This is a genomic window from Actinotalea lenta (assembly GCF_030586465.1).
Taxonomy (GTDB): Bacteria; Actinomycetota; Actinomycetes; order Actinomycetales; family Cellulomonadaceae; genus Actinotalea; species Actinotalea lenta.
This window is the reverse complement of record NZ_JAUQYP010000001.1, coordinates 2,204,080-2,216,575: the sequence shown is the minus strand read 5'-3', so window position 1 is coordinate 2,216,575 and position 12,496 is coordinate 2,204,080. Positions and strand designations below refer to the sequence as shown.

Annotated in this window: 15 protein-coding genes and 1 tRNA gene; 9 read left to right on the top strand and 7 right to left on the bottom strand. The window is 69.8% G+C overall.

What is annotated here, in order from left to right:
* The first annotated feature begins 4 nt into the window (after positions 1–4).
* The 3 genes from Q6348_RS10625 to Q6348_RS10615 are packed head-to-tail and all read left to right on the top strand — an operon-like array spanning position 5 to position 2,746.
* The gene (locus Q6348_RS10625; protein ID WP_304601266.1) at positions 5–988 is read left to right on the top strand and encodes a branched-chain amino acid ABC transporter permease; all 984 of its coding nucleotides are present in this window, start codon (positions 5–7) and stop codon (positions 986–988) included.
* Entirely contained in the window at positions 978–1,922 is a 945-nt protein-coding gene (locus Q6348_RS10620; protein ID WP_304601265.1) for an ABC transporter ATP-binding protein, read from the top strand. The genes Q6348_RS10625 and Q6348_RS10620 overlap by 11 nt, the downstream gene beginning before the upstream one ends.
* Positions 1,919–2,746, top strand: a complete 828-nt coding sequence (locus Q6348_RS10615; protein WP_304601264.1) for an ABC transporter ATP-binding protein — start codon at positions 1,919–1,921, stop codon at positions 2,744–2,746. Before Q6348_RS10620 ends, Q6348_RS10615 begins: the two co-directional genes overlap by 4 nt.
* Positions 2,747–2,846: 100 nt before the next feature.
* Here Q6348_RS10615 and Q6348_RS10610 read toward each other — a convergent pair whose 3' ends face one another.
* Positions 2,847–4,136: an ABC transporter substrate-binding protein gene (locus Q6348_RS10610; RefSeq protein WP_304601263.1), complete on the bottom strand. Its 1,290-nt coding sequence runs from the start codon at positions 4,134–4,136 to the stop codon at positions 2,847–2,849.
* Between the two features lie 241 nt (positions 4,137–4,377).
* The gene (locus Q6348_RS10605) at positions 4,378–5,001 is read right to left on the bottom strand and encodes an ANTAR domain-containing response regulator (protein ID WP_304601958.1); all 624 of its coding nucleotides are present in this window, start codon (positions 4,999–5,001) and stop codon (positions 4,378–4,380) included.
* A gap of 185 nt (positions 5,002–5,186) precedes the next feature.
* Between Q6348_RS10605 and Q6348_RS10600 the strand changes: the two genes are divergently transcribed.
* Positions 5,187–5,260, top strand: a tRNA-Leu gene (locus Q6348_RS10600).
* Between the two features lie 579 nt (positions 5,261–5,839).
* On the opposite strand, the gene Q6348_RS10595 is transcribed toward Q6348_RS10600, so the two are convergent.
* Positions 5,840–6,085 (bottom strand): HepT-like ribonuclease domain-containing protein, encoded by a 246-nt coding sequence (locus tag Q6348_RS10595; protein ID WP_304601262.1) that lies wholly within the window; start codon positions 6,083–6,085, stop codon positions 5,840–5,842.
* Between the two features lie 39 nt (positions 6,086–6,124).
* On the opposite strand from Q6348_RS10595, the gene Q6348_RS10590 reads away from it, so the two are divergent.
* A complete protein-coding gene (locus Q6348_RS10590; protein WP_304601261.1) occupies positions 6,125–6,574 on the top strand; it encodes a hypothetical protein in 450 nt (149 codons plus the stop codon).
* A gap of 26 nt (positions 6,575–6,600) precedes the next feature.
* Here the strand turns inward: Q6348_RS10590 and Q6348_RS10585 are convergent, their stop codons facing one another.
* From Q6348_RS10585 to Q6348_RS10575, 3 genes are all read right to left on the bottom strand, one after another.
* A complete protein-coding gene (locus Q6348_RS10585) occupies positions 6,601–6,846 on the bottom strand; it encodes a hypothetical protein (protein WP_304601260.1) in 246 nt (81 codons plus the stop codon).
* A 237-nt stretch (positions 6,847–7,083) separates the two neighbouring features.
* Positions 7,084–7,635 (bottom strand): methyltransferase family protein, encoded by a 552-nt coding sequence (locus tag Q6348_RS10580; RefSeq protein ID WP_304601259.1) that lies wholly within the window; start codon positions 7,633–7,635, stop codon positions 7,084–7,086.
* 102 nt (positions 7,636–7,737) lie between these two features.
* On the bottom strand, positions 7,738–7,944 hold the full coding sequence (locus Q6348_RS10575; protein WP_304601258.1) for a hypothetical protein: 207 nt from the start codon (positions 7,942–7,944) through the stop codon (positions 7,738–7,740).
* A gap of 302 nt (positions 7,945–8,246) precedes the next feature.
* On the opposite strand from Q6348_RS10575, the gene Q6348_RS10570 reads away from it, so the two are divergent.
* Entirely contained in the window at positions 8,247–8,891 is a 645-nt protein-coding gene (locus Q6348_RS10570) for a Pr6Pr family membrane protein (protein WP_304601257.1), read from the top strand.
* 68 nt (positions 8,892–8,959) lie between these two features.
* On the opposite strand, the gene Q6348_RS10565 is transcribed toward Q6348_RS10570, so the two are convergent.
* A complete protein-coding gene (locus Q6348_RS10565) occupies positions 8,960–9,874 on the bottom strand; it encodes a polysaccharide deacetylase family protein (protein WP_304601256.1) in 915 nt (304 codons plus the stop codon).
* Between the two features lie 166 nt (positions 9,875–10,040).
* On the opposite strand from Q6348_RS10565, the gene Q6348_RS10560 reads away from it, so the two are divergent.
* The 3 genes from Q6348_RS10560 (at position 10,041) to gad (ending at position 12,463) form a co-directional block, all read left to right on the top strand.
* Positions 10,041–10,649 (top strand): dihydrofolate reductase family protein, encoded by a 609-nt coding sequence (locus tag Q6348_RS10560; RefSeq protein WP_304601255.1) that lies wholly within the window; start codon positions 10,041–10,043, stop codon positions 10,647–10,649.
* Positions 10,650–10,693: 44 nt separating this feature from the next.
* On the top strand, positions 10,694–11,023 hold the full coding sequence (locus Q6348_RS10555; RefSeq protein ID WP_304601254.1) for a YciI family protein: 330 nt from the start codon (positions 10,694–10,696) through the stop codon (positions 11,021–11,023).
* Positions 11,024–11,089: 66 nt separating this feature from the next.
* Complete coding sequence (gene gad, locus Q6348_RS10550) at positions 11,090–12,463, top strand: glutamate decarboxylase (RefSeq protein WP_304601253.1); 1,374 nt, start codon at positions 11,090–11,092, stop codon at positions 12,461–12,463.
* Positions 12,464–12,496 lie beyond the last annotated feature (33 nt).

Below are 12,496 nucleotides of genomic sequence, written 5' to 3'. Positions count from 1 at the left end.
CACCATGGAATGGACTCGGATCCTCATCAACGTCGCCGGCGAGGTGTTTGCGCCGGCCACTGCCGCCTACGCGCTCGCCGCGATCGGCCTGAACATCCACTTCGGCATGACGGGCCTGATCAACATGGGGCAAGCGGGCTTCATGCTGATGGGCGCCTACGGGTTCGCCATCGCCACGATGAACGGCTGGCCGGTGTGGGCGGCAGTCGCCGCCGGAATGGCGGCCGCAGCCGTGTTCGCCGTGATCCTCGGCATCCCGACGCTCTCGCTGCGGGGCGACTACCTCGCGATCGTGACCATCGCCGCCGCGGAGATCGCGCGATATACCGTGCGGTCCTCGTCCCTGACCTCGATCACGGGCGGGAACGCGGGCATCGCGGGCAACGACTTCAAGGGCTCGTTCCAGCAGCTCTGCCCGTTGCCCGAGGGCTCGTGGTCGCTCGGACCGTTCCAGTACTCGAACTGCCTGTCGAACAGCTGGTGGCTGCGCATCGTCGGCTGGGGCCTCGTGGCGATCGGGATCGTGCTGGTGTGGCGCTGGATGAAGAGTCCGTGGGGCCGGGTGCTCAAAGGCATCCGGGAGGACGAGGACGCCGTTCGTTCCCTCGGCAAGAACGTGTACGGCTACAAGATGCAGGCCCTCGTCCTCGGCGGGCTGTTCGGAGCACTCGGCGGGATGATCTACGTCCTGCCCTCCGCGGTGCAGGCCGACGCGCTCGGCCGCACCCTGACCTTCAACGTCTGGACCATCCTGCTGCTCGGCGGCGCAGCGACGGTGTTCGGGCCGGTGCTCGGCTCGATCCTGATGTGGACGGTGCTCATGTTCATCAAGTCCACGCTGCGTGACATGCCCGGCGGCGTCTTCTCCAGCACGCAGGCCGAGGCGTTCTCCTGGGTCCTGGTGGGCGTGACCCTGATGCTGCTGGTGATCTTCCGACCACAGGGCATCCTCGGCGACCGCAAGGAGGTGATGCTCGATGGCCGCTGAGGACCTCGCCACCCCCCGTGACCGGATCGCGAAGGATCTCGAGGCCGTGCCCCGTAGGCCCGGCTCGGCCAAGCCGGACGCGATCATCGTCGCGGACCACGTCACCCGCCGGTTCGGCGGCATGACCGCCGTGGACGTGCATCACCTGGAGATCCAGCGCGGCGCGATCACGGCACTCATCGGACCCAACGGGGCGGGCAAGACGACCCTGTTCAACCTGCTCACGGGCTTCGACCGGCCCAACAGCGGCGAGTGGTCCTTCGACGGTCGCCCACTGTCCCAGCTGTCCGCCGCAAAGGTGGCGCGCGCGGGGATGGTCCGCACCTTCCAGCTCACCAAGGCGCTGTCGCGGATGACCGTGATGGAGAACATGCGGCTCGGGGCGACGGACCAGGGCGGTGAGCGTCTGGTGCCCAGCCTCTTCCCCCCGCTGTGGCGGCACCGGGAGAAGGAGATCACCGAGCAGGCCGAGGAGCTCCTGGCGCGCTTCAAGCTCGACACCAAGCGCGACGACTTCGCCGGCAGCCTGTCCGGTGGTCAGCGCAAGCTTCTGGAGATGGCCAGGGCGCTGATGACCAAGCCGTCCACCGTGATGCTCGACGAGCCGATGGCCGGCGTGAACCCCGCACTGACGCAGTCGTTGCTCGGCCACATCCAGGACCTGCGCGACGAGGGCATGACCGTGCTGTTCGTCGAGCACGACATGCACATGGTGCGGCACATCTCCGACTGGGTGGTCGTCATGGCGGAGGGCCGAGTGGTGGCCGAGGGTCCGCCCACCACGATCATGCAGGACGAGGCCGTCGTCGACGCCTACCTCGGCGCGCACCACGACACCGACCTGGGCGACGACTCGCTGCTCGGGGACGACGTGCTGGACGAGCTCGAGGCCGAGGCGGAGGCGCAGGAGCACCGGACGCAGGAGGACGCATGACCGCGACGACCCAGGTGCACCGCGGCGCGCCGTCCGGCGAGCCGCTCCTGGAGGCCAAGGACCTGTATGCCGGGTACCTGCCGGGCGTGGACATCCTCAACGCCTGCAACCTGGTGCTGCACCCCGGCGAGCTGGTGGGCATCATCGGCCCCAACGGCGCCGGCAAGTCGACCCTCCTCAAGGCGCTGTTCGGCCTCGTGCCGATCCGCTCGGGCGCGGTGACCCTGCACGGCGAGGAGATCACCAACCTGCGCGCGGACAAGCTCGTGCACCGGGGCGTGGGCTTCGTGCCCCAGACCAACAACGTGTTCCCCTCGCTGACCATCGAGGAGAACATGCAGATGGGCGTCTTCCAGGACCCGAAGAAGTTCGCGTCCCGGTTCGAGCAGATCGTCGACCTGTTCCCGACCCTCGGTGACCGGCGCAAGCAGCGCGCCGGCTCGCTCTCCGGGGGTGAGCGCCAGATGGTCGCGATGGCCCGGGCCCTGATGATGGACCCCAAGGTGCTGCTGCTCGACGAGCCGTCCGCCGGCCTGTCGCCTGTGCGACAGGACGAAACGTTCATCCGGACCCGGAGGATCAACAAGGCGGGAGTGTCGATCATCATCGTGGAGCAGAACGCGCGGCGTGCGCTGCAGATCTGCGACCGGGGCTACGTCCTGGACCAGGGCGCGAACGCCTATTCCGGCCCGGGCCGGGAGATGATGAACGACCCCAAGGTCATCGAGCTCTACCTGGGCACCCTGGCCACCGACGTCGAGGCGGCCGACGCCGAGCGCCGCGCCGCCCAGGAGGGTACGGCCGAGGGCGGCGCCTCCCAGTAGACCGGCCGGGGGAAGGCGGGAACGCCTCCGAGCCCTCCCGACCAGAGCAACGGGGCCCGGCTGCTGCGGCAGCCGGGCCCCGTCGTCTCGGGCTCGAGGCTCAGGCCTTGCCCTCGATCGCCTTCACCCAGGTGTAGGTGTTGTCGTCGTTGTACTTGTAGATGCCCACGAAGGCCGACGACGGGTCGTTGTCGGCGTTGAACGGGCCGGCCCCGGAGACCGTCTGGTAGTTGATCTCCTCACCCTTCTTGATCAGGTCGGCGCAGTCCTGGAAGCCGGTGCACTCGGTGCCACCGTTGGCGCCGGACACCGCAGCCATGTTGGCCTGGATGGTCGCGCCGTCGGTCGCGCCTCCCTTGAGGGCCGCCAGGGCGATCAGCATGGTCGCGTCGTAGGACTCGGCGGCGTAGGAGAAGTTGTCCAGCTTGGGGTCGACGCCCAGCAGTCGCTTCTTGAAGGCGTCATCGGGGTAGGCACCGGGGATGGTCCCCTGCGTGTCCCACGCGCTGAGCGTGCCCGGGTCGAAGTCCTTGGAGTAGTCGGCCGTGTTGCCGTCGACCATGTAGAGCTTGCCCTGGAAACCCTGCGCGACGAGCTCGGGAACGATCGACTTGGTCTGGTCGAACGCGATGAGCGCGATCGCCTGCGGGTTGGTCGCCAGGATCGAGGTCACGGCGTCGGTGAACGACGCGGCGGCCGGGTCGAACTCCTGGCCCTTGTCGCCGTAGGTCACGTTGACGCCGGCCGCCTCGACCGTCGACTTCACGACGTCACGCAGCGAGGTCCCGTACTCCTCGTTGAACACCAGGATGCCCAGGTCCGTGATGCCGTCCTGGACGATCAGATTGCCCAGTGCCGATCCCTGGACGGTGTCCGGCGGCGCGGTGCGGAAGTAGTACGGGCTGTAGCCGGACAGCGACGTGGCGGTGTTCGCCGGCGAGACCATGACGGTCTTGGAGTTGGTGATGTCGTCCACCACGAGCTTGGTCACCGAGGACGACGCGGCGCCGACGACGGCGGAGACCCCCTTGCTCTGCAGGTCGGACCACGACTGCGGAGCGACGTCAGCGTGATCGGCGTCCGAGGAGTCCGCTGCCACGTGCTCCACGTCGGCGCCCAGGACGCCACCGTTGTCGTTGATCTCCTTGACCGCGAGGTTGACGCCTGCGATCTCGGGCGGGCCCAGGAACGCGAGCGACCCGGTCTGTGGGAGCAACGAGCCGATCTTCAGCCCGTCGCTGGACATGCTCGACCCGCTGCTCGACGCGGCCGCGCCGTCCGAGCTGCTGCTCGAGCTTCCCGAGCCGCTGGCGCTGCTGCAGGCGGTCAGGGCCAGGGCTGCTGCTCCGAGCAGCGCTCCCGCCCGTGCCGCGTAGGTGGTCTTCCTCATGTGTGGCACCCCTCCGGTGTTCACCGACCCCGGGCACAGACCATCACCCGGGGAACTGTGCTGGGCACCGTAACCACCCGATGTGTCCGGAATGTGAAATGTCACGTATCATACTGTTGTCGATGCCGTTTCGTGACCGCACTGACACCAACGGCCGTGAAAATGCCCGCATGCTGGACGACAAGGGCCGGTGAGCGGCGGTCACCCGCCGCTCACCGGCCCTGTGGAATGTGCTGCCCCTCTACGACGCGCCGCCCACCTGCTCGATCACGGCGTCTGCGACCTCGCGCATGGTGAGGCGACGGTCCATCGAGGTCTTCTGGATCCACCGGAACGACTCCGGCTCGGACAGACCCATCTTGGTCATCAGGAGACCCTTGGCCCGGTCCACGCGCTTGCGGGTCTCGAACCGCTCACCGAGATCGGCGATCTCGTCCTCGAGCGCGAGGATCTGCCGGTACCGGGAGATCGCGATCTCGACGGCGGGGAGCAGGTCCGCCGGCGTGAAGGGCTTGATGACGTAGGCCATCGCACCGGCGTCGCGCGCACGCTCGACGAGCTCGGACTGCGAGAAGGCCGTGAGCAGCACGACCGGTGCGGCGTGCTCCTTGACGATCTTCTCCGCGGCCGTGATGCCATCCATCACGGGCATCTTCACGTCCATCACGATGACGTCCGGACGCAGCTCCATCGCCAGAGCGACGGCCTCCTCGCCGTTGGCGGCCTCGCCGACGACCTCGAACCCTGCCTCGCGCAGCGTCTCGGCCACGTCCATACGGATGAGCGCCTCGTCCTCGGCGACCACCGCACGGCGCGGGCTCGCTGACGGGGGGCCGGGCTCGGGCTTGGTGCCCTCCTCAGGCAGCTCGAGCGTCTTCGTCGCGTCCTGGCCCTCGGCGTCGGCCGACTGCTTCGCGTTCCCGGCTGCGGGTTCCTTCGTCGTCACGGCGCTAGCCTAGTCACGTTGCGACGCGGAGCCCGGGTCAGCCCACCGGGCGGTCGCCCAGGCCCGCCCCCCGGACGGTGTGGGAGGCTTCACCGCGTGGCACGGCCCCGATAGCCCAATTGGCAGAGGCGTTCGGCTCAAACCCGATCCAGTGTGGGTTCGAATCCCACTCGGGGCACGACGTTTGCGCAGTTCGACGGCTTGCAGTCAAGACCGTGTCACAGACGTGTCGCAGCCAGCCGATCTCGAGAACTCGAGCGAGGGCCGAGTCCTCGAACGCAGCCGCCGGACACTCCCGCGCGCGGCTACGCGGACGACGCTATGGCGCCATGCCATCTGCGGCATGAGCGGGTGTTGGCGCGGGAGCTGCAGCAGGCAGGGTCGGTACCACCCGGCCGGGCCGGATCGTGGAGCTTCCGGCACGTGATCCGTGCCGGAGTTTCCACGTTGGTGGGTGGAAGGCCTGTTGCGCGCCGTATGCGGCGGGGGGGAGCGTGGGATCAGGCCGTCCAAGATCGCCGGTTCTCGGCGCGGATCGGCGTCGATCGCGCCAGATCCGGCCGAGACTGACGATCATGGAACTGAAGGGGGGGAGCGTGCGCGCACATCGGCCATGACCGGATGGGCTCCGGACTGTTCTCCCAGCCGCTCGTGGTCCCGACGACGGCCGAGTGGTGCGCCTGATGCTCTCCCTCCGAGGCCCCTCATCGCACAGCGTGCAAGAGTCTCCCCTGCGTCATCGGTGTAGCGGCGGCCGTCAGTCAGCGTCAGGCTCCGAGATTGGCTCGAGTTCGGAGAGCAGGGCGTGGCAGGCGTTGCGCAGGGCGCCGAGGGGCGCGCCGATGGTCGCGCGGACGATCTGGGCGTCGAGCTTGTAGTAGTGGTGGCCGATCAGGTCGCGCATCCGGGCAATGTCCGACCAGGGCACCTCAGGGTGGCCGCCGGTCAGGTCGGCCGAGAGTGCCTTGACGGCCTCGCCGATCGCGTGCGAGGTGGGCCACACCCAGTCCGCTGACGCGTGACGCGGGCTAGGTTGGGCCACGTGAATCCGGCCCGTCTCGTGGTTCTCCCGCTGATCGCCGCGCTCAGCGCGTGCGCCGCGATCGGCGGTGGGCCCGCGCTGACCCCGCTGGATGGACCAGTGATGCGCTACACGGAGCGGTCGGCGCGCGGCGGCATGGATGCGCTGGTCCGGGGAAGGCTGGTGCTGGAGGGTGACTGCCTCTACCTCGACGGCGAGGAGCGGTACCCGGTCGTCTGGCCGGCAGGAGCGACGTGGGACGGCGAGCGATCTGCGGTCGTGAGCCCGAACGGGGCGGTGCTCCCCGTGGGTACAGACGTGTCCGGCGGCGGCGGTTACCTCTCCCTCGCGGACGTCGAGCAGGTCCTCGGCGCGGAGGCCTCCCAGCTCGCGCAGCGCTGCGTCGACAACAGCGACGGCGAAGTCGCCTTCTTCAACAACGCGTCAGACGCCGTAGGACCCGCCACGTAGTCCAGGAAGCTCGGGCGACGTCCGGTTCAGACCTCAGCGCCAACCCGCCCTCGGCGAAGCCGCCGCCGGCGGAGCCACCGATAGGCCTGGAGCACTCCCTGATGCACGAGGACGCCGATCGCGGCGTTCGCCGCGGCCAGCAGGGCCGCACCCAGCAGGCCCAGCTCGAAGCCCATCACGCCGTCGGCGACCAGCAGCACGTCCCAGATCACCGCAGCAAGCACGAGTGCGGAGCGCCACCAGCGTCCGAAGACGAGCCCCAAGACGATCATGCTCGGGATCACGGACCTCACTCCCCTCCCCAGGCCAAGGTAGGCCCGCGGCCGTACCGCTGCCGGGCGGCTTCCCCGGTGACGCCAACCACGACGCCGATCGCCGACCAGGACAGCCCAGCCTGGCGCGCGGCGTGGGCGAGGATCGCGTCAACGGATCGGGGCATGTTCACTCATCGCCTGGCGGGCGCACAGGGTGAGTGACGCCCGCACCACGCAGTCCGGGCGCCGAGGACGTCATCGCACGGTAGGCCGTCGCGCGCTCAGCCTCGGGATGAGGAACGGCGTGGCGCGCTTGTACACCAGGTAGTCCGCGCCGAAGCGCGCCTCGAGCTCCTTCTCCTCGACGACATGCAGGTACGTCAGGAGCACCACACCGGCCGACGCGACGATCCCGAGGGCCGATATCGAGCCGAGCCACACCCCGATGCCGCCGTAGCCGAGAAGGGTGCCGAGGGTCATCGGGTTACGGCTGTAGCTGAACGGCGGCTGCACCACGAGCCGCTGGGTAGGCATCATCGGCAGCGGTGTGCCGGACCCGGCGTCCACCTGTGCGCGGATCGAGGTCAGGGCCAGGCATGCACCCACCGCCACGAGTCCGCCCCCGGCGACCGGGTTGACGATCCCGGCCCGGATGCGGCGAAGCCGGAGCCGGCCGTCCAGCCTGGTAGCGCCGCGAACCAGGAGGGTCGGCAGGACGCCGAGGAAGACCACGGCGAGGAGCGATAGGACCACCAGCCGGCGCCGGAGCGGGTACTCGTGGCTCGCCCAGTCCAGGTATCGGTGCACGGTCGACCTCCAGCCCGCTCCCCCCATCATGACGCCCCGTCCACCGCACGGTGCGGGATCCCACTCTCAGGCCGTCGGCATCGCGGCGAAGTGGTCGCGCTCCTACATCTTCGCCACGGGACCCGGTGTGCGGAGACTCTCCGGTCCTGTCCTGCGCATCCCGGAGTCGAGGATCAGCTCGATGGCCGCCCCGCACGCGTCGCGGCGCACCTGGTCGCGCGTGCGAATCCGCTCGTCCATGAGCTCACGCAGCAGCGCGTCGGCGTCATCGCGCGGGTCGGGCTCCGGCCACCACCGTTCAGCTGGCACGGCGCCTCCCGAGATGACGAGACCGCAAGGGCTCCACAACCGGCATGGCGGCCACGTTGTCATCGGCGCACCGCGGCGTCCACGCCGGTTGGACCCCTCTCCACCGCTTCTCCACGGCACCCTCCCCACACCGCCAACCCACCCGCGGGACCGCGCGGTGCGGAAGCCACTCGGGTCGCTGAAGCACGACTTTGATAACAGAATGGTAACGGTCCGCCGACGGCTCTGGTCCCCGGGGTGGGGACCGGGGCCGCGCTACCGCCCGGCGTCAGCCGACCCCCGCCCGTCAGGATGTGACTCGCATGCCTCGTGTGACCGACAAAGTTCCGGTGCCGTTCGTGCACGCCCTGGTGGCGGTCCTGGCGCTCGGTGGTGTGGCCATCGAGCTGGTGCTGGCGGTCACCGCGGGCCCGGAGTCGGGCTTGGCCGGACGCCTCGCGCGCGGGGCCAGCTACTTCACGATCCAGTCCAACATCCTGGTCGGTGGGGTGTCCGCGCTGCTCGCGCTGCGGCCCTCGCGTGGTGGGCCGGTCTTCCGGGTGCTCAGGCTCGACGCGGTCGTGTGCGTCGCCGTCACGGGCATCCTCTATCACACCGGCGTCGGGTCGATGCCGCACCCCTCGTTCGCCTCGGTCGTCTCCGATCTCCTGCTCCACACCGTCACACCGGTCGCCACGGTCCTCGCCTGGTTCGTCGCCGGTCCTCGCATCCGCCTGTCATGGGCTGCGGTCGCGTGGTCCCTCGTCCCGCCCCTCGCCTACGCGGCGTACGTCGTCGGCAACGGAGCGCTGAACGCCTGGTACCCCTACCCGTTCTTCGACCCGGCGTGGCACGGGTACCGGGCCGTGCTGGGCAACGTCGGACTCGCGAGCCTCCTCTTCATCGCCCTCGGCGCCCTGGTCCGCCAGCTCGAGGGACTTCTCGGCCCGCGCCCCACGAACGCGTGACCGCCCGGGGCTGCGGCGCCTGACCCGCACGCACGACGTCCGGCCGCGAGCCCGCGCCGCCGCGGTCCTCAGCGGCCCAGCAGGGCCTCGACCGTTGTGAAGGTGTAACCAGCGGCGCGCAGCCCGGCGATCACGTCCGGCAGAGCGTCTGCGTCGAGGGTGCTGCCGTCGTCGGGGTTCGCCCCGACGTGCATCAGGACGATCTCGCCCGGCCTCGCGGCGTCGAGGACCCTGTCGACGACCTCGGCTGCGGAGCGGCCGCCGCTGGTGCCCTGCCAACCGAGGGTGTCGACCGTCCAGCGGATCGTGACGTAGCCGGCGGTGTTGACCGCGGCGACGTCCGCGTCGGTGCGGTCACCATAGGGGAACCGGAACCAGGGCCCTGGACGGGCGCCGGCCGCCTCGATGGCCGCCCGAGCGGCGGCCAGGTCGGCTGCGATCGCTGCGTTCGTGAGCTGCGGGTAGTGCTCGTGGGTGTCGCTGTGGTTGCCCACGACGTGCCCTCGGGCTGCGATCGCGGCGACCTCCGCCGGGTAGGTCCGGGCGAACTGCCCCGTCACGAAGAAGGTGCCCTGAACGCCGTCGGCCGCCAGCGTGGCGAGGATCGAGGCGACGGCGGCGTCGGACGCACCGCAGTCGAAGGTCAGTGCGACGGCGGAGGTCGGCAGCAGCGTCCAGTCGGTGCCGAACAGGTCATCAAGCGCCGGCGTCGGGCTGGCGGTCGGCATGACCGTCGGCTTGGGCGTGACCGTCGGTGTCGGGGTGACCGTGGGGGTCGGGGTGACCGTCGGGGTCGGGGTGGCCGGAACCGGCGACGTCGACGGGCGGGACGTGCACGTGGACTCCCCCGGGGAGGCAGCCCCCGTCGTGCACGTCATGGGGCTCGGCAGGGGCGAGGCGGACGGGGCCGTGCTCGTCCAGCAGCCCGTCAGCGCGCCGAGCGCGACGATGGTCGCAAGCCAGCGCGGGGATGCGCGCCTCATGACGTCATGGTCGCTCCGCTGCGGACACCCCCGCGAGGGCCCGCAGTCCCAGAGCAGCGGGCTCGAGGGCGCTCGTCGAGCGTCCGCTGTCGTATTCGCGTGGTCGCGTTCGTGGCAGGGACAAGGCCGCCCGCCCGGGGCAGCACCGAGCGAAGGAGCACGAGTCGTGAAGCTGACGACCATGACGCAGGTCACGCTGGACGGGGTGATGCAGGGAAACGGCGCTGTCTCCGATGACCGCCGGGGCGGGTTCGAGCGGGGCGGCTGGGCGAGGGGCCGAGGGGACGACGAGACCCGGACGCTCATCACGGAGACCTACCAGCGAGCCCAGGCGTTCCTGTTCGGCCGGCACACCTACGAGCTCTTCGCCGGTTCGTGGGGATCGATCGACCAGATGCGCGCGCACCCCGTGGGGATAGCCCTGAACGATGCGACGAAGTACGTCGCCTCGACCACGCTCACCGAGCCCCGGTGGCGAGGCAGCGTTGTTCTCCACGGGGACCTGCGCACCGCCATCCGGACGCTCAAGGCCGAGCCGGGCGGTGAGCTGCAGGTGCACGGCAGCGGCACGCTGACCCGGTGGCTGCTGGAGAACGACCTGGTCGACCAGATGACACTGATCGTGGTCCCCGTGATCCTCGGCCAGGGCGTGAGACTCTTCCCGGACAGCGGGCCGGACCTCGCACTCGATCTGGTCGAGTCGCACGTCGACACGAAAGGCGTGAGCGTCCAGGTCTACCGCCCGGCCGGGCGTCCGCAGTACGCCACCGCCTGAGCCCCGTGCGCGAAGGACGCGCACCCCACCGGAAGGATCATCCGATGCAGTTCCTCGTCTCCGTCATCGACGACGGCACCGGGCCGGCCACGCCGACGGAGGACGCCGCCATCGACGCGTTCAACGACCGGCTCCGGGCCGGAGGCCACTGGGTCTTCGTCGGCGGCCTGGCGTCGCCCACCACCGCAACCGTCATCGACAACCGGCACGGTGAGGCACTCGTCACGGACGGCCCCTTCGTCGAGTCCAAGGAGTATCTCGCCGGCTTCTGGGTCCTCGAGGCCCGGGATCTGGACGTCGCTCTCGAGCTCGGCGCGGACGCGTCGCGGGCCTGCCACCGAAAGATCGAGGTGCGCCCGCTCGCGGTCCCCTGACCGATCTGCGGTCGCCGGTGTGTGCTTCTATCAACGGGCGTCACACACGACGCCAAGGAGGTCTCGATGGTCCACCGGCACACGAACGACGACGCCAGCCTCTTCCCCGCCTACGCCGGACGGCTCTTCGGTGGTCCCATCCCCAAGAACCGCATGCCGGCGTCGGAGTCCCCGCCCGACTCCGTCTACCGGCTGATCCACGACGAGCTCCTGCTGGATGGCAGCTCGCGCCTCAACCTCGCGACGTTCGTGACCACCTGGATGGAGCCGCAGGCCCAGGTACTCATGGCGGAGGCGTTCGACAAGAACATGATCGACAAGGACGAGTACCCGCAGACCGCCGAGATCGAGCGGCGCTGCGTGAACATCGTCGCCGACCTGTTCCACGCCCCGGCCGGCGGGGACGCCGTCGGGGTCTCGACGATCGGGTCGAGCGAGGCGGTCATGCTCGGCGGCCTGGCGATGAAGTGGCGCTGGCGTCAGCGGCGCGAGGCAGCCGGGCTCCCCGCCGCCCGCCCGAACCTGGTGCTGGGCTCCAACGTCCAGGTCGTCTGGGAGAAGTTCTGTCGCTACTGGGACGTCGAACCGCGGTACGTCCCCGTCGCCCATGACCGCTACGTGGTCACGCCCGAGGACGTCGTCGCCCGGCTGGATGACAACACCATCGGCGTGATCCCGATCCTCGGCACCACGTACACCGGCGAGTTCGAGCCGATCAAGGAGATCCACGACCGGGTGGTCGCCTGGAACGCGGAGCACGATGCCGACGTCCCGCTGCACGTCGACGCCGCGAGCGGGGGGTTCGTCGCGCCCTTCCTGCACCCGGACCTCGAGTGGGACTTCCGCCTGCCGCAGGTCCGCTCGATCAACGTGTCCGGCCACAAGTACGGCCTCACCTATCCCGGGATCGGTTTCGTGGTGTGGCGCTCGGCCGAGGAGCTGCCCGGGGACCTGGTGTTCCACGTCAACTACCTGGGCGGCGACATGCCGACGTTCACGCTGAACTTCTCCCGCCCCGGCAACCAGCTCGTGGGCCAGTACTACAACTTCGTGCGGCTGGGCCGCGACGGGTACCGGCGCATCATGGAGCGGCTGCGCGACGTCGCTCATCATCTCGCCGCGCGGATCGCCGCGATGGAGATGTTCGAGCTGGTCAGCGACGGAACGGACATCCCGGTCCTGGCCTTCCGCACGACCCCGCACGCGCCGTTCACCGTCTTCCACGTCTCCGACGAGCTGCGCAAGGGCGGGTGGCAGGTTCCGGCGTACACGTTGCCCGCCGACGCCACCGACGTCGCGGTCCTCCGCGTCGTGGTGCGCGAGGGCTTCACGTTCGACCTCGCCGACATGCTGCTCGCCGCCCTCGAGGACGCAGTGCGACACCTGTCGGAGTACCCGCCCGGCGGGTTCAGCCCCGCCAGCTCCTTCCGCCACACCTGAGCCTCGACCCCTACCGGCACGGTCGCCGGGGGT

Bases quoted from the DNA above. Each gene is read 5' to 3' on its own strand.
- Q6348_RS10555 (WP_304601254.1), top strand. From the start codon at position 10,694: ATGCAGTTCCTCGTCTCCGTCATCGACGACGGCACCGGGCCGGCCACG.
- Q6348_RS10610 (WP_304601263.1), bottom strand. From the start codon at position 4,136: ATGAGGAAGACCACCTACGCGGCACGGGCGGGAGCGCTGCTCGGAGCA.
- Q6348_RS10565 (WP_304601256.1), bottom strand. From the start codon at position 9,874: ATGAGGCGCGCATCCCCGCGCTGGCTTGCGACCATCGTCGCGCTCGGC.
- Q6348_RS10585 (WP_304601260.1), bottom strand. From the start codon at position 6,846: ATGATCGTCTTGGGGCTCGTCTTCGGACGCTGGTGGCGCTCCGCACTC.
- gad (WP_304601253.1), top strand. From the start codon at position 11,090: ATGGTCCACCGGCACACGAACGACGACGCCAGCCTCTTCCCCGCCTAC.
- Q6348_RS10625 (WP_304601266.1), top strand. From the start codon at position 5: ATGGAATGGACTCGGATCCTCATCAACGTCGCCGGCGAGGTGTTTGCG.
- Q6348_RS10620 (WP_304601265.1), top strand. From the start codon at position 978: ATGGCCGCTGAGGACCTCGCCACCCCCCGTGACCGGATCGCGAAGGAT.
- Q6348_RS10615 (WP_304601264.1), top strand. From the start codon at position 1,919: ATGACCGCGACGACCCAGGTGCACCGCGGCGCGCCGTCCGGCGAGCCG.
- Q6348_RS10570 (WP_304601257.1), top strand. From the start codon at position 8,247: ATGCCTCGTGTGACCGACAAAGTTCCGGTGCCGTTCGTGCACGCCCTG.